The organism is Brevibacillus sp. GCM10020057 (genome assembly GCF_042683565.1).
Lineage (GTDB): Bacteria > Bacillota > Bacilli > Brevibacillales > Brevibacillaceae > Brevibacillus.
This window is the reverse complement of sequence record NZ_JBHUJW010000043.1, coordinates 287,817-303,240: the sequence shown is the minus strand read 5'-3', so window position 1 is coordinate 303,240 and position 15,424 is coordinate 287,817. Positions and strand designations below refer to the sequence as shown.

Here is a 15,424-nt window from a genome sequence, read left to right as displayed (position 1 = left end):
AGCCTTTCTTTCCAGAACGTTTATTTTTCGCCCAGCTTGACCAGTGCCCGCGCAGCTGCCTGCTGTTCCGCTTCTTTCTTGGAGCGGCCTGAGCCGACGCCCAGCGAACGATTGTTTAGCAGCACTTCTGACACAAACTCCCGATTATGCGCTGGTCCTTTTTCTTCTACGATGCGATACTGGATGTCTCCCAGATTGTCTTGTTGAACAAATTCCTGCAGCTGGCTCTTGAAGTCGGTTACCTGGGCAAACTCTCCTTTATCTATCCGAGGATAGACGTATTTCTCCATAAAGGAAAAAACTGCATCCAAGCCTTGATCCAAATAAAGGGCGCCTACAAATGCTTCAAACACGTCTGCCAGCAAGGCCGGCCGCTGGCGTCCACCTGTCAGCTCTTCCCCTTTTCCAAGCAAAACGAGATCGCCGAAATTCAGCAGTTCAGCAAACTTCACCAGAGACGGTTCACAAACAATGGCTGCGCGCAGCTTCGTCATTTCCCCTTCGCTCATCTTGGGGAACGTCTTGTACAAAAACTGGGAAACGGTCAATTCGAGGACCGCATCTCCCAAAAATTCAAGCCGTTCATTGTCTTGAATCCGTTTCCCCCGTTGCTCGTTCACGTAGGAAGAATGGGTGAATGCCTGCCGCAGCACACTTTCGTCGTGAAAGCGCACACCTATTCTCTCTTGCAGCTGTGCGAAACTCATCACCTTCACCACCATTCCAGGAGACTTCCTACCTATTCTTTCCGTAGGACTCATTTATGCCTCGTATCGTTTCAAAATGACCGACGCGTTGTGTCCGCCGAATCCGAATGTGTTGGAAACAGCGACATTCACCTTCGCCTTGCGCGCTACGTTCGGCACGTAGTCGAGGTCGCATTCCGGGTCCGGATTTTCCAGATTGATGGTCGGCGGCAAAATTTGATCGCGCAGCGCGAATGTCGTGGCGATCACTTCTACCCCGCCTGTCGCACCGAGCAAGTGACCGGTCATCGACTTGGTCGAGCTGACAGCGAGCTTGTATGCGTGCTCGCCGAAAACGGATTTGATCGCTTGCGTCTCGGCAATGTCGCCTTGATCGGTGGAAGTGCCGTGCGCATTGATGTAATCGACCTCTGTCGGGTCGATGCCAGCGTCCTTGAGCGCATTGGCCATGCAACGGGCAGCCCCTTCTCCCCCCGGAGACGGAGCCGTAATGTGGTGGGCATCCGCGCTCATGCCATATCCGATCACTTCAGCAAGGATGGTGGCCCCGCGTCTTTTTGCATGCTCCAGCTCTTCCAAAATGACGACTCCCGCGCCTTCGCCCATGACGAAACCGTCGCGGCCGATGTCAAACGGACGGCTCGCTTTTTGCGGTTCGTCATTGCGCGTGGACATGGCCTTGGCAGAGCAAAATCCGGCAAAGGCCATCGGACGGATCGTAGCTTCCGCGCCGCCCGCGATCATGACATCTGCATGATCAAACTGAATCAGGCGCAGCGCATCCCCGATCGCATTCGTGCCTGTCGCGCATGCCGTGATCGCGCTGGAGGTCGGGCCTTTTGCTCCATACTGGATGGAGACAGCGCCAGATGCCATGTTAGCGATCATCATCGGGATAAAGAACGGACTGACGCGGCGCGGGCCTTTCTCCAGCAAGACGCTGTGCTGTTCCTCCCACGTGGTCAAACCGCCGATCCCGGACCCGATGTATACACCCACTCGTTCCGCGTTTTCAGCTGTAATTTCCAGCTTGGCATCTTCAATCGCCATTTTGGCTGCAGCTAAACCGAACTGAACGAATCGGTCTGTACGTCGAACTTCCTTTTTATCCATGTACAGTTCCGGGTTGAAATCTTTCACTTCCCCTGCGATCTGTGTTGGATAGTCCGAAACGTCAAAGGAAGTCACGCGATCAATGCCTGATTTTCCTTCCAGCAAGCTGTTCCAGAAAGTCTGTGCATCATTTCCCACCGGGGAGATGACTCCGACGCCGGTAATCACCACTCTTCGTTTCATTACGATCACCTCTATATGAAAATCAGCAATCCGCTTCTTTTTTACTCCATGTGAAAAGCTCGGTTCCTATGTACACTCGGGAATGAAGGAGAAGTCCCGTACGTTACGGGACTTCAAACTGATCGATCTACTTGTGAGATTCTATGTATTTGACAACCTCACCTACAGAAGTGATCTTTTCAGCATCTTCGTCAGAAATCTCCAAATCAAACTCATCCTCGAGTTCCATTACGAGTTCTACTACATCCAGGGAGTCGGCGCCCAGGTCTTCTTTGAAAGAAGCTTCCAAAGTAATCTTGGACTCATCTACACCCAGACGATCGACGATGATTTTCTTCACGCGCTCCAATGTATCTGCCATCTTGCTTCACCCCCTCTCCCGTATTATAGTGGATGGACTTCCAAAAAACCAGTTCAGAGATAACCCGCAAATTACATGTACATTCCGCCATCGACATGCAAGGTCTGGCCGGTCATGTAGTTGGCTGCGTCCGACGCCAGGAACAGCACCACTGAAGCGATGTCATCCGTCTGTCCGAGGCGGCCCAGTGGAATTTGCCCCAGCATGCCTGCCTTCACATCTTCAGGGAGGACGGCGGTCATCTCGGTGTCAATAAAGCCTGGCGCGACAGCGTTCACGGTGATTCCGCGGGATGCCAGCTCGCGCGCTGCCGTTTTGGTCAAGCCGATGACACCCGCTTTGGCTGCCACGTAGTTGGCCTGGCCCGGATTGCCAAGGACCCCGACGACGGAGGTGATGTTGATAATTTTGCCTGAGCGCTGCTTCATCATCGGACGAGTAGCGGCTTTCAGGCAGTTGAAGACGCCTTTGAGGTTGGTCGCGATTACATCGTCCCATTCCTCTTCCTTCATGCGCATCAGCAGATTGTCGCGAGTGATGCCCGCATTGTTCACGAGAATGTCAATCGCCCCGAAATGGTCAAGGGCAGCTTTGAACATTTCCCCTACTTCTTCAGACTGGGACACATTCGCGCGCACCAAGATGGCGTCGCGGCCCATTTCCTTGATTTGCGCCACCGTCTCTGCGGCAGCCGCCTCGCTGCCCGCGTAGTTGACCACGACGTTGGCCCCTGCTTCCGCCAGCTTCAGGGCGATCGCGCGGCCGATCCCGCGAGAGGCGCCTGTCACCAAAGCTGTTTTTCCTGCTAGCATAATAACCCTCCGTTCAAAAGCTCAGTCAGCGATTCCATGTCTTGTACCGAGATGATGGTCGTATCCGCTGGCGCGATTTTTTTCACCAAACCGGCCAGCACTTTGCCCGGGCCGATCTCCACGAAGGTCGTCACGCCTTGCTCGACCATCCACTGGACCGAATCTTCCCACAGAACGGGGGCGGATACTTGCTGCACGAGACTGTCCACAATCGGCTGCGCTGCGGACACTGGACGCGCCGTCACGTTGGCGACGACCGGAATGCTGGCATCGCGCACGGTGACGCCCGCCAGAACCGCGTGCAGCTTGTCTGCTGCCGGCTGCATCAGGCTGGAGTGGAACGGGCCGCTGACGTTGAGCGGGAGCACGCGTTTCGCCCCTGCGGCTTTGGCCTTTTCGCCTGCCAGCTTCACGCCTTCCGCAGACCCGGAGATGACGATCTGTCCCGGACAGTTCAGGTTAGCCAGCTGCACGGGATGCCCGGATGCCGTCACTTCTTCGCAAACGGTCTGCAAAACGGTGCGGTCCAGATTCAGGACAGCCGACATGGCCCCCTGCCCGGCAGGAACAGCCTCCTCCATGAACTGTCCCCGTGCGCGCACGGTCTTGACGGCATCCGCGAAGTCGAGCGCCCCCGCTGCGACCAGTGCGGAATATTCGCCCAGGCTGTGACCGGCTACGAAGTCCGGCTGAAAATCAGGCCGTTTTTCCCGCAAAGCAGCCAAAACGGCCACACTCGCCGTCAAAATCGCCGGCTGTGTATTGGCTGTCAGGCGCAGCTCTTCCTCCGGGCCTTGAAAGCACAGGGCCGACAAGGAAAAACCGAGCGCTTCGTCTGCCTGCTCAAAAACGTTGCGCGCCGCTTCCGATTGCTCGGAAAGCGTCTGGCCCATCCCGACAAACTGCGAGCCCTGGCCAGGAAAGACAAATGCTACTTTACCCATTATTGCTTGCTCCCTTCTGCAGGAGTTGTCGACCATTTCAGGAGTGTCGCCCCCCAGGTCAGGCCGCCGCCGAAGCCGACGAGTACGAGGTTGTCGCCTTCCTTGACACGGCCAGCCTCTACAGCCTCATCCAGCGCGACCGGAATGGACGCGGAGGACATGTTGCCGTAGCGGTCCAGGTTGACCACCACTTTTTCTTCGCTCAAGCCGAAGCGCTGCACGGCCGAGTCGATGATGCGCTTGTTCGCCTGATGCGGAACGAGCAGATCGATGTCGTCCTTGGTCAGGCCCGCCTTCGTCAGGACGGTCTCCGTCGCGGAATTCATCACGCGCACGGCGAATTTGAATACTTCTCCCCCCGCCATGGTCAGGTAGTGCAGGTTGTTTGCCACCGTCTCGCTGGTTGCCGGGGTGCGGGAGCCGCCAGCAGGCAAGCAAAGCAGCGGACCACCCGAACCGTCCGCTCCCAGCTCGAACGACTGGAATCCGTACCCTTCCTTGACTTCTCCGATGACAGCCGCTCCGGCACCGTCACCAAACAGCACGCACGTGTTGCGGTCCTGGTAGTTCGTAATTTTGGACAGGCTCTCTACGCCCACGACCAAAATGTATTTGAACAGCCCGTTGGCAATGTACTGGGTTGCCGTTGTAATGCCGTACAGAAAGCCTGTGCAAGCGGCGGACAAGTCCATCGCCGCTGCGCGTGTCGCTCCCAGCTTATCTTGCAGGATGCAGGCAGTGGATGGGAACATGGTGTCCGGCGTCACCGTCGCCACGATAATCATGTCCAGCTGCTCCGGGCTCAGCTTCGCTTTTGCCAAAGCCTTCTTCGCTGCCTCGTAAGCGAGGTCGGAGGAAGCCTGTTCAGGAGAGCTGATGCGGCGCTCGCGAATCCCTGTGCGCGTGACGATCCATTCATCGGACGTATCCACCATTTTTTCCAGATCAAAGTTGGTCAACACCCGCTCAGGGGTGTAAGAACCGGTTGCCAAAATGCCTACTGAACGTTTGTCATTCATCTGCCTCACTCGCTTTCTCCCGTACTGTTTTTCTGCAGCGCCTGCTGGATAATTTGATTGACATCCTGTTGCACAAAAGTAGCAGCGCTGGAAATCGCGTTCTTGATCGCCTTCTCATCAGATGAACCGTGCGCCTTGATGACAGGGCTTCTCAAACCGAGCAGCGGTGCCCCGCCGTATTCCGCGTAATCCATCCGTCTGCGGAAACGCATCAGCCCCGGTTTCAAAATGGCCGCTCCTACCTTATTAATCAGACTGGAAGTAAACTCCTGCCTCAGCTGCGAAAAGATTGTAGATGCTGCCCCTTCGACAGCTTTCAGCAAAACATTCCCGACAAATCCGTCACAGACGAGCACGTCGCACGCCCCCTGAAGGACGTCGCGTGCCTCTACATTCCCGACAAAATTCAGATCGGCTCCCGCCAGCAGCGGATAAACGACTTTGGTCAGCTCGTTGCCTTTTCCTTCTTCTGTCCCGACGTTGAGCAAACCGACGGAAGGCCGTTCAAAGCCCAGCACACGCTCCGCGTACAGGCTGCCCATGACAGCGTACTGCAGCAAGTGATGGGGCTTCGCGTCCATGTTGGCTCCGACGTCCAATAGCAGCGTGACCCGCCCTTTTACATTTGGAATAAATGCCGCCAATGCTGGACGTTCGATCCCGTCCATCCTTCCAGCAAGCAAAAGGCCGGCTGTCATGAGCGCGCCCGTATTTCCTGCCGAAATGGCGGCATCCACCAAATTTTCGCGTGCCATCTGAACGGCCACGACAAGGGAAGAGTTTTTCTTCCTGCGCACAGCCTTCACCGGCTCGTCATCCGGATCGATGACTTCAGATGTAGGTACAATCTCAATGTTTGCCGGAATTTCACCTGGAAGGTGGTTCCGAATGCCTTGTTCATCTCCCACCAGAACGACTGTAAGTGATGGGTTTTCCTTGACGGCAGCCAATGCTCCCTGTACCGTACTGCGCGGTGCGTTATCGCCGCCCATCGCATCCAATGCAATTCGCAACCGTGTCTCCTCCTTAGTTCTCAACCATGACGTTATGTGACAGACGGCATGCCGACGACGCGGAATGTTGCGGTAAAGACCAATTCTCCCTGAACCTTCGTCTCCACACGCACCTTGCACTCATCGCCGTTACGGCTCCGCACAATCGCTTTCGCTACCAGTTTCTCACCCAGTCGCACAGGCCGGACAAAGCGAATTCTCGCCGTAGCTGTCAGCGCCACATCAGCATTCATGACTGCCACGGCCAATGAGTTGGCCTGGGCAAATATGTAGTGTCCCCGAGCGATTTGCGTTCGGGTAAAGACGTGCTCTTCCTTGATTTCCAGCACGGAAATGGCCTGGGAATCAAGCTGCAGATCGATGATCTCGCCGATGACTTCGTCGATCCCGAGCGATTTGACCGGGTCCAGACTTTTTTCCGCCACCGATTTGATGCGTTCGCGCAGCTCGGGAATGCCCAGCTCCAAACGATCTAGGCGTATTGTTTGAATACTGACCTGAAATAACTCGGCCAGATCCTCGTCAGTCGCAAATGGATTTTCCTGCAATGACTGAACTAATCTGGTCTGGCGATCTTTTTTCGGCAAACGGGCGATGCTCAACACCCCCCAGCAAGTTTCACAATCACTTTTCTGTATTGCGATCAGTTTTTAATACCTGGTACCAAACAAAGTATAAGGGAGGTTGCCGGGAATTACAAGCAAACTTGCGGAAAATAGCCCGATAGTCTCGTCAATACAGGCGCTTGATGACTTCCTCGATCTCCGGTTCCTTCATGCGGATGTCGAGCGGCTCTCCCCATTTCCCCAGCTCCGCGAGCAGCTTCGGCGATGCGGTCTTGCCTTTGTCGTAGTAGAGGGTAAGCTCGCTTCCGCATACCTCCACCCGCTCCACGCCTTCGATCTCAGGCGGCAGCTTTGGCGCGGTGCGGTATTCGACCTGAATCACGCTGGAGAAGCCGATCTGGCTGCGCAGCCCCTCTACCGTCGTATCCAGCATCTTCGTGCCGTGGTTGATGAGAATGATCCTGCCGCACAGTTGTTCAATGTCATCCATATCGTGGGTGGTCAAGAGGATCGTCTTTTTCGCGGACTGGTTCACCTCGCGCAAAAAGGCGCGAATCCGCGTCTTGGCCAAAACGTCGAGGCCGATCGTCGGTTCGTCCAGAAACAGGACAGGCGGGTCGTGCAGCAGGGCCGCCGCCAGATCGGCCCGCATCCGTTGGCCCAGCGAAAGCTTGCGCACCGGCATGTCGATAAATTCGTGCAGGCCCAGCAGCTCATTGTACAGCTCCATCGCCCGCCGATACGCTGAACCGTCGATCTTGTACATCGCCTGCAAAATTTCAAAGGAATCCCGCACAGGCAAATCCCACCACAGCTGTGTCCGTTGCCCGAAGACAACGCCGATCCGGGCCGCTACCCTCTGGCGTTCCTTTTGCGGACTTACGCCCCCGACGCGAATTTCTCCCCGCGTCGGGTGAAGAATACCCGTGAGCATTTTGATCGTCGTCGACTTCCCTGCTCCATTCGGCCCAATGTAGCCGACAAATTCGCCTTCCCGGATCGTAAACGAAATGTCGTCTACTGCCCGGATTTCTTTCTGCTCACGGGAAAACAGCGTCCGCAGGGAAGCGAATGCCCCCTGCTTTGTCTGGGACTGATAAAACGACTTGCCGATATGTACCGCTTCGATCATGCATATCCTCCTCTCTAGCTTCCCGTACTGTGATAGCGGCGAATCCCCCGCCGCCAGATGCAGACTGCTGCAAACAGCGCCGCTCCCGCAACGAATGGCGCAAGCAACGGATCGTACCAGCTTCCTCCCTTCCCGAGCAGGGCGAGCATCGGCACGTAGTTGATGTACGCGATCGGGATGACGGAAAAGAACAGCCACTTCAGCCAGCCTGGATACAGCCCGACCGGGTAGTTGGATGCATTCGCCGGCGCGTACAGCGTGAACGTCTGCAAATCTTTGACCTGGTGCAGCCAAAAGGACGCAGCAGCAGTCGCGAGCCCGATGGAAAAGTAGACGACGCTGCCCGAAATAATCGCGACGGGAATGAACATCAGCAGCAGCCAGATACTCTCGCCCTGCAGGAACATGCCGGAGAGCGAAATCGCCAGGATGGCAAGCCCCTGCACCACGCCCCCAATGCGCGTCAGGTCGAGGTTGCGGGTGAGCAGCAGCACAAGGGGCGAAACGGGGCGAATCAGCAGCTGGTCCAGCTCTCCCTGGATGACGTACCGATCAAAGTCGTGAATTTCCGGCGCGAAAAGGCGGTAGAGAGAGACTGCGGCCGATGAAATGCCGTACAGGATGCCGACCTCGTACAAATTCCAGCCGGCAATATCGTGAAACCGGTAGAGGATGGCTGACAGGACGGCGAAATCGAGCACCATGATCAGGCCGCTCGTCACCGCGCTGGAGAGGAAGTTCAGCTTGTACTGCATCTGCGCGCGAATGCTGGACGCGATCAGTTTTCGATAAAGCGTAAACATGGTCAGCCCCCCTGAATTTCCAGCTTGCGCCTGGCGCATCTCGTCAAAAACAGGGCCGAGCCGGTCAGAGCGAGCGCCCAGGCTGCCTGTGTCCATATTTCGGACGTCGGCGCGAGCTCCAAATAAATCGTCACCGGGCGGGAAATGACGGCTGCAAACGGCAGACAGGAGGCGATCATGCCCATTACGCCAGGCATCAGATCAACCGGGATCATCTGTCCGCCAAGGCCGAACAGGAGGGTAATCAGGATGTAGTGGACCCAGCGAATTTCCGTCGTCCAAAAGGAGGAGATTCCCGCGTGGTAAAACAGCAGCAGGCCGATGTACGCCCCGAGCAACAATGACAAGGCCGCCCAGCCGTACGTCAACAGGCTCGCAGGATGGAAAAAGCCGACCGCAAGCCCAAGGATCAGGGCGACCGGCACACTGCGGTAGCATGCGTTGTAAGCGATTCGGCCCGCTTCCTGGCTGAGGACGTACCAAAGATAGTGGACGGGCTTCAGCAGGTCGAGGCTTACCGCGCCGCTTCTCACCCCCACCTGCACATTCAGGCCCGGAGACAGGAACGCCGTGATCCACAGCACGCTTTGGACCGCAGCGATGTAATGTGCCATCGTCTGGGCATCGTACGGCCCCGGCGCCTGCTTGCCTTTGAGCACACCCTCCCAGATGGCGATGAACACGAGTCCGAAGATCGAACTCGCCAGATTGTTTACAAAATGAGACAGACGATACTGAAGATTGCGACGATAGCTCTTGCAAATAATCCGCCAGTAGACCATGGCACCCTCCTTTTCTGAGCAGCGAGAATTATGATTATACAAGAATCTGGAAGAAGCAGCAAGATTGAAAAAAAACGGCTGCGCCAAGCTTTTGCAGCCATATAAGGCTGTGACATGTGCGGGCTGGCTAATTCGCTGGAGAGGAGTCTTTTTACTCTCGATCTGGACAAAAGATCTGGACAAAAAAGAAAGCCCTTCCGCAGAAGGACCTTCCTTGATAAATCCGCTTGCTGTCACGCTCCCGATCCCAATCACGCCAGCCAAGCGAAGTTTATCCGCTTATTCATGCTCCTCGTCCGCCACCAGCAGTTCCACCTCATGCGCCCGCAGAGCTTCACGCATCTCGGCTGGCGGTTGCTGGTCCGTCACGATCAGGTCCAGCTGCTCAAGCCCTGCCACCCGGTACAGCATCGACTTTCCGAATTTGGAGTGATCGGCCAGCACGATGACTTGATCGGCCCGCTTGATCATTTCCTTGATCAAATGGCCGGATTCCTCCGCTGGAGAGAACAGCCCGTTCGGCGTGAGGCCGCAAGCGCCGATGAACAGCTTGTCGACATGGTAGTCAGAAAGATTTTCAATCGTGCGCGATCCGTACGCATACTGGTCTTCGGGATGGACGTCACCGCCGAGCAGCTTCACCTGAAAGCCTTTTTTGCCTGCCAGGCTGGACGATGCCGCAAGCGAGCTGGTAATGACCACGTGGCCCGTCGTCTCCAGCGATTCCATCGCGAGCTGGACGGTCGTCGACGCATCGATCAGCAGGTAGTCGCCGCCTTTGACCAGACTGGCAGCGACGGCCGCGATCCGGCGCTTGCCTGCCAAGTCGAGCTGCATGCGCTCCCGGTAGGGGTAGCTCTGCTTGGAAAGCGTCGGCAAAATCGCCCCGCCCCGCGTCCGAACAATCTGCCCCTGCTCCTCCAGCTTCACCATATCCCGTCTGGCCGTGTCGCGGGAAACGCCGAATTGCTCGATCACATCCTGAACGGTAATCCGCTTATGATGCTGCAAAAACTGCAAGATCGCAGCGAGCCTTTCTTCTTGAAACATCCTGCTTCACTCCATCGAAGGCAACGAGATCTTTTTTCTCAAAATCATTGTAAGTCATTTGCGGATTTCAAGCAAGTTATTTCAAGCATTCACAAGTAATCACAAGCATTTTGCGTGCCTACCCAGAGGGCTTGCCTGATTGCCCGCGTCCGCTGCCATCCGCTTTCGGTGTTATCGAAAGAGCTGCGCCCGGCAACAGGCGCAGGTTTTGCGGGCGGTATGCAGGCCAGCAGAGGGCTCCATTCCCGATCGGCAAAACGGCATAAAAAAACAAGGTGATTTCTCACCTTGTTTTTTTGAGCAGCGAAGCTTACTTCGCTACTTTCACACCTTTGTAGTGACCGCAGCTTGGGCAAACGCGATGCGCAAGCTTGTATTCGCCGCAATTATCGCATTTGATCATGCCTGGAATCTCTAATTTGAAGTGCGTACGACGCATTCTTTTACGGGTTTTGGAAGTTCTCCGTTGAGGTACTGCCATCTTCCTTACACCTCCTTCAACTGACAAATGCTAAGATGCTCTATTTGGGTGGATAGTATAGGCGAAATGCTTATGCCATCCTTCAAAAATGAGACGTTCCAACCGGAAAGTCGGCGTCCCATCTTGAAAACAGTAGGAACGACTACTTGCTGCTGTCCTTGAACAGATCAGCCAACCCGGCCAGACGCGGGTCGATCCGCTCGTTCGTGCAGCTGCAAGCCTCTTCGTTGCGGTTGACACCGCAAGTGGGGCACAGGCCCTTGCAATCTTCCTCGCACAACGGGAAAGTCGGCATGGCGAGCAGAAAATCTTCCTGAAGCAACGAGTCCAGCTCGATCTCGTCACCCTCCAGCGGAAGAATGTCACTGTCCTCATCCTCTTGAAGAATCGGATCTTTTTCATGTGCAAAGGTTTCGGAAAACGGAACGGTCGCATGATGCGTAAAAGGTTTGAGACAGCGGGCACAGACAAAATTCACGTCCGCTTCCAACCGGCCTTTTACATAGTAGAGATTGCCCAACTGTACGGCCTCGCCTTCCGCTTCAACCGGAGTAATGCCCCTGATCTCGTCGTGGCGATTTTTCAGCTCGGACGCATCGAGCGTCAGCTGAAACGGCAACGGCTCTCCCTTTCGATGCTCTAACTCTGTCAACTTGATATTCATAGCGTTCACCTCATGCACAACAAGGATGATTATAGACCTTGCCCAAAACTTTGTCAACCATTTTCCCTTGACACCTTTGTTCGTCAGGACGGTTTCTTCGGTTGTTCATTCAGATAGGCAATCGCGTCCTTTACGTTTTTGACCGGGACGACGCGCATTTTGGTGCCGATGCGCTTGGCGGTAGCCAAAGCCTCCTCGTAGTTGGAGTCAGCCCCTGGCGTGTCCTGCGGCGCGAAGAAAATATCCGCCCCTGCCTTGTCCGCAGCCACGACCTTGTGGCTGATGCCGCCGATTCGCCCGACAGTTCCGTCCAGTGAGATCGTCCCCGTTCCGGCAATTTTGTAGCCCTTCGTCAAGTCGGTGTCCGTTTTTAACTGGTCGTAGATTTCCAGGGTCATCATCAACCCAGCCGACGGTCCGCCGATTCCCTGGGAGGCGATATTGACCTTTTTCGGGATCACGATATTTTGCTTGTCATCCGGGCGAACGCCGATTCCGACTGATTTGGATTCAGGCAGTGGTACCAAGGTTAACACCGTTTTGGCTTCTTGTCCATCTCGCAAATACGTAAGCGAGACCGTATCTCCCGCTTTTTTCGTGGAGAGCAGTTGCAAGAGATCCTTCGTTTCCGGCGTGGGCACCCCGTCCACCGAGGTGATGACGTCTCCGATTTTCAATTCTTTTTTGGCCGGGAATCCGTCAATGGTGCCCATCACCCATACGCCCTGCTTTTCCACCTTCACGTCGTAGCCGGCGAGCCTGAAGGCCACTGCTTCCGCAAGTTTTTGCGAATTGTCCATGACGGCTTGCTCGCGGCGCACGAAGTCTTCGTTGCTCTCGCCTTGGCTGACTACCAGCTCTTTTTCCATCAGCTCGGCATCCGGCGACACTTTGGCGTACACGTACCACGCCAGATTTGCCTCTCCCATGCGCACAGTGGTCAACATGAAGGAACCGGTTTCGTCCTTTTTCCCGCCTTCCACTTCAATCATCGGCGCCAGCTCGATTGCGGAGCCCGGTCTGGTGATGTAGTAATTCGTCGGTACAAAAAAGGAGAGGCCCAGCGCAACGGATGCCAGAGCAAGCACCCAGCTTGCGCCTTTGGCACTTCTCGCTTTTCTCTGCCTGGAGTTTAGCCGATCCTCACTCATTCTACTGCCTCCCAATTTTCGATCAATTCCTGGATACGCTGCGCGTGCTCCCTCCCGGCCTTCTCGCCCAGCTCGATGATTTCCTCGACGCCCGTGTATGCAATACTGCTATAATGTCCAACATCCGGCCGAATTACGTGATCGGCAGCCAGCATCCTGTGCCGCAAAATTTCCCGCTCCATGACATCAATCGTCTGTGCGATGACATCGAATATCGTCGCTACCTTCATCGGCGTGTCCACCTGCGCGACATCGACCGCGATCACGATATCCGCTCCCATCTCACGGACGACGGTCACCGGCACACGGTCGATCACTCCCCCGTCGACTAACAGGCGTCCGTCCACTTTCTCCGGGACGAAAATGCCGGGGATGGAAATGCTCGCCCGCACTGCCTGGTCGATCGGCCCGTCGCGAAAGACGACCCTCTCCCCCGTTTCGATGTCAGTCGCCACAATCGCGAGCGGCTTGCTCAATTGTTCGATCCGCTTGCCATGCGTGAGCAGCCGGATCAGTTGTTTGATCTTTTCCCCTGCCACGAAGCCAAGGCCGGGGACGGTCAAATCCAGCCAGTGCTTGCGTTTCAGGTTTTGTGCGAGCTTGCCCATCATCTGGGGCTCGATTCCGTTTGCATAGACGGCGGCAATGAGGCTGCCCATGCTGCTGCCTGCGAGCATATCCACTTCGATCCCGTGGGCCTCCAATGCTTTGAGGACGCCGATGTGCGCGAACCCTCTGGCTCCTCCCGAGCCAAGGGCAACTCCTACCACCGGCCTGCGTTTCGCTGCCATCATCACATTCCCCCTGTACCTTAGCGTATGTGGGGACTCGTCGATCCTTTCACATCTGGAGACAGATGTCCGAGCATAGTTTGTCGGCACGTGACGTAGACATGTACTATTCTTGTATTCCGCTCAGGAGGAATCCATGTCACGCCACTCTCCGACGCTTACCCTGTTGTTCGCCTTGTCGACTATCGCCCTCGTCCTTACGTTGGTCGCCCATTCGCAAATGTCTTTCGAAGCCGCCGTCCGCGGATTGAAAATTTGGTGGGAAGTGGTGTTTCCCTCTACCTTGCCATTTATCGTCCTCTCGGAAATTTTGATGGGCCTTGGCGTTGTCCACTTCGTCGGCGTTTTGCTGGAGCCGTTGATGCGTCCCCTGTTCAATGTGCCTGGCACCGGCGGCTTTATCCTCGCCATGGGGTTTTCATCCGGTTATCCCGTCGCTGCCAAATTGACGACCCGGCTGCGCGAGCAAGGCAGTGTGACACAAGCAGAAGGCGAGCGTCTCGTATCGTTTACGACCACGGGCGACCCGCTGTTCGTGATGGGAGCCGTAGCGATCGGTTTTTTCCACAGTGAGCAGATGGGGCTGATCCTCGCGCTGACCCATTACTGCTCCGCGCTCATCATCGGCTTCCTCTACCGCTTTCACGCGCCTTTCGCAACCGTCAGCAAGCCGCTGGAGAGGACCCGCCTGCCTCTGCCGCTGCGCGCGCTGCAAGCGATGCATCGGGCTCGCCTGCAGGATGCCCGGCCGTTCGGCAAGCTGATGGGCGACTCCGTCCAATCCGCGCTGAACACCCTGTTCATGATCGGCGGATTCATCATTGTGTTTTCCGTGTTCATTCAACTCTTTTCCGCCATCCAGCTCACGCACATCTTCAGCACGCTGCTGTCCATCTTTCTCGTTCCCTTCGGCTTTCCGCCCGCATTTTCCCAGGCGATCGTCGCCGGATTGTTCGAGGTGACCCTGGGCGCCCAAGCGGCCAGCGTCGTGCCAGATGGCGTATCGATGGTCTGGAAGGCCGCGATCGCGAGCGCTGTCCTGTCCTGGGGCGGACTTAGCGTCCACGCACAGGTCGCCAGCATTTTGAGCGAGACGGATATCCGCGTCGCGCCCTATTTGCTCGCTCGCGCCGCCCACGCCTTGCTCGCCGCCGTCCTGACCTTTATCGTCTGGGAGCCGCTTCGCACATCGGCATGGTTCTCGGGAAAAAGTCTCCCGGTCTTTCTGCCCTCCAGCTTGGGCATCCCCGTATTCGGGTGGTGGGAAGCGTTCTGGCACTCCAGCCTGCTCGCGCTGGGAGTCGCTGCCTTCTTGCTTCTGGCAAGCGGACTTGTCAACCGGCTGCGCAGAGGGCGTACCCGCTAGCCTTCGCCGTGCAGCTTGGCCATCAGCGCCTGCTCGACGACCAAAGGAACGAGGTCTTTCACGCTGGCCTTGTAGCTGGCCACTTCCTTCACGATGCTGGAACTCAAGTACGAATACTGATTGCTGGTCATCATGAAAAACGTTTCCACGTTCTCGTTCAGCTTTTTGTTAATCGACGCGACCTGCATCTCGTATTCAAAATCGGAAACGGCGCGCAGCCCCCGGATGATTACCTGGGCGTTGCGCTTTTTCATGTAATCGATGAGCAGGCCGTCGAACGAATCCACTTCCACGTTGTCCATTCCGGCTGTCACCTGCCGCAAAAGCTCCACGCGCTCTTCCACACTGAACAACGATTTCTTTTTGGCATTGATCAAGACGGCGACGATTACCTTGTCGAATACTTTCGCACCACGCGAAATAATATCGAGATGGCCGTATGTAACAGGGTCAAAACTTCCAGAACATACCGCAATGGTCATGTCA

The 15,424-nt window shown here is 56.0% G+C and carries 18 protein-coding genes; 1 reads left to right on the top strand and 17 read right to left on the bottom strand.

Annotation, left to right across the window (positions count from 1 at the left end; all coding sequences use genetic code 11):
* Positions 1-20 precede the first annotated feature (20 nt).
* The 16 genes from rnc to ACFSO0_RS15045 all read right to left on the bottom strand — a co-directional run bounded on the left by rnc (position 21) and on the right by ACFSO0_RS15045 (position 13,572).
* Positions 21-707, bottom strand: a complete 687-nt coding sequence (rnc, locus tag ACFSO0_RS15120) for a ribonuclease III (protein WP_376881615.1) — start codon at positions 705-707, stop codon at positions 21-23.
* Between the two features lie 54 nt (positions 708-761).
* A complete protein-coding gene (gene fabF, locus ACFSO0_RS15115; protein WP_376881614.1) occupies positions 762-2,003 on the bottom strand; it encodes a beta-ketoacyl-ACP synthase II in 1,242 nt (413 codons plus the stop codon).
* Positions 2,004-2,130: 127 nt separating this feature from the next.
* Complete coding sequence (gene acpP, locus ACFSO0_RS15110; RefSeq protein WP_005834336.1) at positions 2,131-2,364, bottom strand: acyl carrier protein; 234 nt, start codon at positions 2,362-2,364, stop codon at positions 2,131-2,133.
* Between the two features lie 71 nt (positions 2,365-2,435).
* Positions 2,436-3,176, bottom strand: coding sequence for a 3-oxoacyl-[acyl-carrier-protein] reductase (gene fabG / locus ACFSO0_RS15105; protein ID WP_376881612.1), 741 nt, complete (start codon positions 3,174-3,176; stop codon positions 2,436-2,438).
* Positions 3,170-4,120: an ACP S-malonyltransferase gene (gene fabD / locus ACFSO0_RS15100; RefSeq protein ID WP_376881610.1), complete on the bottom strand. Its 951-nt coding sequence runs from the start codon at positions 4,118-4,120 to the stop codon at positions 3,170-3,172. Before fabD ends, fabG begins: the two co-directional genes overlap by 7 nt.
* A complete protein-coding gene (locus tag ACFSO0_RS15095; protein ID WP_376883207.1) occupies positions 4,120-5,139 on the bottom strand; it encodes a beta-ketoacyl-ACP synthase III in 1,020 nt (339 codons plus the stop codon). The genes fabD and ACFSO0_RS15095 overlap by 1 nt, the downstream gene beginning before the upstream one ends.
* A gap of 5 nt (positions 5,140-5,144) precedes the next feature.
* The gene (gene plsX / locus ACFSO0_RS15090; RefSeq protein WP_376881608.1) at positions 5,145-6,152 is read right to left on the bottom strand and encodes a phosphate acyltransferase PlsX; all 1,008 of its coding nucleotides are present in this window, start codon (positions 6,150-6,152) and stop codon (positions 5,145-5,147) included.
* 32 nt (positions 6,153-6,184) lie between these two features.
* Positions 6,185-6,757 (bottom strand): transcription factor FapR, encoded by a 573-nt coding sequence (fapR, locus tag ACFSO0_RS15085; RefSeq protein ID WP_376881607.1) that lies wholly within the window; start codon positions 6,755-6,757, stop codon positions 6,185-6,187.
* Positions 6,758-6,884: 127 nt separating this feature from the next.
* Positions 6,885-7,850: an ABC transporter ATP-binding protein gene (locus ACFSO0_RS15080; protein ID WP_376881605.1), complete on the bottom strand. Its 966-nt coding sequence runs from the start codon at positions 7,848-7,850 to the stop codon at positions 6,885-6,887.
* 14 nt (positions 7,851-7,864) lie between these two features.
* Entirely contained in the window at positions 7,865-8,653 is a 789-nt protein-coding gene (locus ACFSO0_RS15075) for an ABC transporter permease (RefSeq protein ID WP_376881604.1), read from the bottom strand.
* 2 nt (positions 8,654-8,655) lie between these two features.
* A complete protein-coding gene (locus tag ACFSO0_RS15070) occupies positions 8,656-9,435 on the bottom strand; it encodes an ABC transporter permease (protein WP_376881602.1) in 780 nt (259 codons plus the stop codon).
* A 279-nt stretch (positions 9,436-9,714) separates the two neighbouring features.
* Positions 9,715-10,485: a DeoR/GlpR family DNA-binding transcription regulator gene (locus tag ACFSO0_RS15065; protein WP_376881600.1), complete on the bottom strand. Its 771-nt coding sequence runs from the start codon at positions 10,483-10,485 to the stop codon at positions 9,715-9,717.
* Between the two features lie 310 nt (positions 10,486-10,795).
* Complete coding sequence (gene rpmF, locus ACFSO0_RS15060) at positions 10,796-10,966, bottom strand: 50S ribosomal protein L32 (RefSeq protein ID WP_081656575.1); 171 nt, start codon at positions 10,964-10,966, stop codon at positions 10,796-10,798.
* Between the two features lie 142 nt (positions 10,967-11,108).
* A complete protein-coding gene (locus tag ACFSO0_RS15055; protein ID WP_376881599.1) occupies positions 11,109-11,630 on the bottom strand; it encodes a YceD family protein in 522 nt (173 codons plus the stop codon).
* Positions 11,631-11,713: 83 nt separating this feature from the next.
* Positions 11,714-12,781 (bottom strand): SepM family pheromone-processing serine protease, encoded by a 1,068-nt coding sequence (locus ACFSO0_RS15050; protein ID WP_376881598.1) that lies wholly within the window; start codon positions 12,779-12,781, stop codon positions 11,714-11,716.
* A complete protein-coding gene (locus ACFSO0_RS15045) occupies positions 12,778-13,572 on the bottom strand; it encodes a patatin-like phospholipase family protein (protein ID WP_376881596.1) in 795 nt (264 codons plus the stop codon). Before ACFSO0_RS15045 ends, ACFSO0_RS15050 begins: the two co-directional genes overlap by 4 nt.
* A 136-nt stretch (positions 13,573-13,708) precedes the next feature.
* Here ACFSO0_RS15045 and ylbJ point away from each other — a divergent pair, with 136 nt between their 5' ends.
* The gene (ylbJ, locus tag ACFSO0_RS15040; protein ID WP_376881595.1) at positions 13,709-14,938 is read left to right on the top strand and encodes a sporulation integral membrane protein YlbJ; all 1,230 of its coding nucleotides are present in this window, start codon (positions 13,709-13,711) and stop codon (positions 14,936-14,938) included.
* Here ylbJ and coaD read toward each other — a convergent pair.
* Complete coding sequence (gene coaD, locus ACFSO0_RS15035) at positions 14,935-15,420, bottom strand: pantetheine-phosphate adenylyltransferase (RefSeq protein ID WP_376881594.1); 486 nt, start codon at positions 15,418-15,420, stop codon at positions 14,935-14,937. The two genes, ylbJ and coaD, sit on opposite strands and share 4 nt — an antisense overlap.
* Positions 15,421-15,424: the final 4 nt, after the last annotated feature.

Bases quoted from the DNA above. Each gene is read 5' to 3' on its own strand.
- rnc (WP_376881615.1), bottom strand. From the start codon at position 707: ATGAGTTTCGCACAGCTGCAAGAGAGAATAGGTGTGCGCTTTCACGAC.
- fabF (WP_376881614.1), bottom strand. From the start codon at position 2,003: ATGAAACGAAGAGTGGTGATTACCGGCGTCGGAGTCATCTCCCCGGTG.
- acpP (WP_005834336.1), bottom strand. From the start codon at position 2,364: ATGGCAGATACATTGGAGCGCGTGAAGAAAATCATCGTCGATCGTCTG.
- fabG (WP_376881612.1), bottom strand. From the start codon at position 3,176: ATGCTAGCAGGAAAAACAGCTTTGGTGACAGGCGCCTCTCGCGGGATC.
- fabD (WP_376881610.1), bottom strand. From the start codon at position 4,120: ATGGGTAAAGTAGCATTTGTCTTTCCTGGCCAGGGCTCGCAGTTTGTC.
- ACFSO0_RS15095 (WP_376883207.1), bottom strand. From the start codon at position 5,139: ATGAATGACAAACGTTCAGTAGGCATTTTGGCAACCGGTTCTTACACC.
- ACFSO0_RS15080 (WP_376881605.1), bottom strand. From the start codon at position 7,850: ATGATCGAAGCGGTACATATCGGCAAGTCGTTTTATCAGTCCCAGACA.
- ACFSO0_RS15075 (WP_376881604.1), bottom strand. From the start codon at position 8,653: ATGTTTACGCTTTATCGAAAACTGATCGCGTCCAGCATTCGCGCGCAG.
- ACFSO0_RS15070 (WP_376881602.1), bottom strand. From the start codon at position 9,435: ATGGTCTACTGGCGGATTATTTGCAAGAGCTATCGTCGCAATCTTCAG.
- ACFSO0_RS15065 (WP_376881600.1), bottom strand. From the start codon at position 10,485: ATGTTTCAAGAAGAAAGGCTCGCTGCGATCTTGCAGTTTTTGCAGCAT.
- rpmF (WP_081656575.1), bottom strand. From the start codon at position 10,966: ATGGCAGTACCTCAACGGAGAACTTCCAAAACCCGTAAAAGAATGCGT.
- ACFSO0_RS15055 (WP_376881599.1), bottom strand. From the start codon at position 11,630: ATGAATATCAAGTTGACAGAGTTAGAGCATCGAAAGGGAGAGCCGTTG.
- ACFSO0_RS15050 (WP_376881598.1), bottom strand. From the start codon at position 12,781: ATGAGTGAGGATCGGCTAAACTCCAGGCAGAGAAAAGCGAGAAGTGCC.
- ACFSO0_RS15045 (WP_376881596.1), bottom strand. From the start codon at position 13,572: ATGGCAGCGAAACGCAGGCCGGTGGTAGGAGTTGCCCTTGGCTCGGGA.
- ylbJ (WP_376881595.1), top strand. From the start codon at position 13,709: ATGTCACGCCACTCTCCGACGCTTACCCTGTTGTTCGCCTTGTCGACT.
- coaD (WP_376881594.1), bottom strand. From the start codon at position 15,420: ATGACCATTGCGGTATGTTCTGGAAGTTTTGACCCTGTTACATACGGC.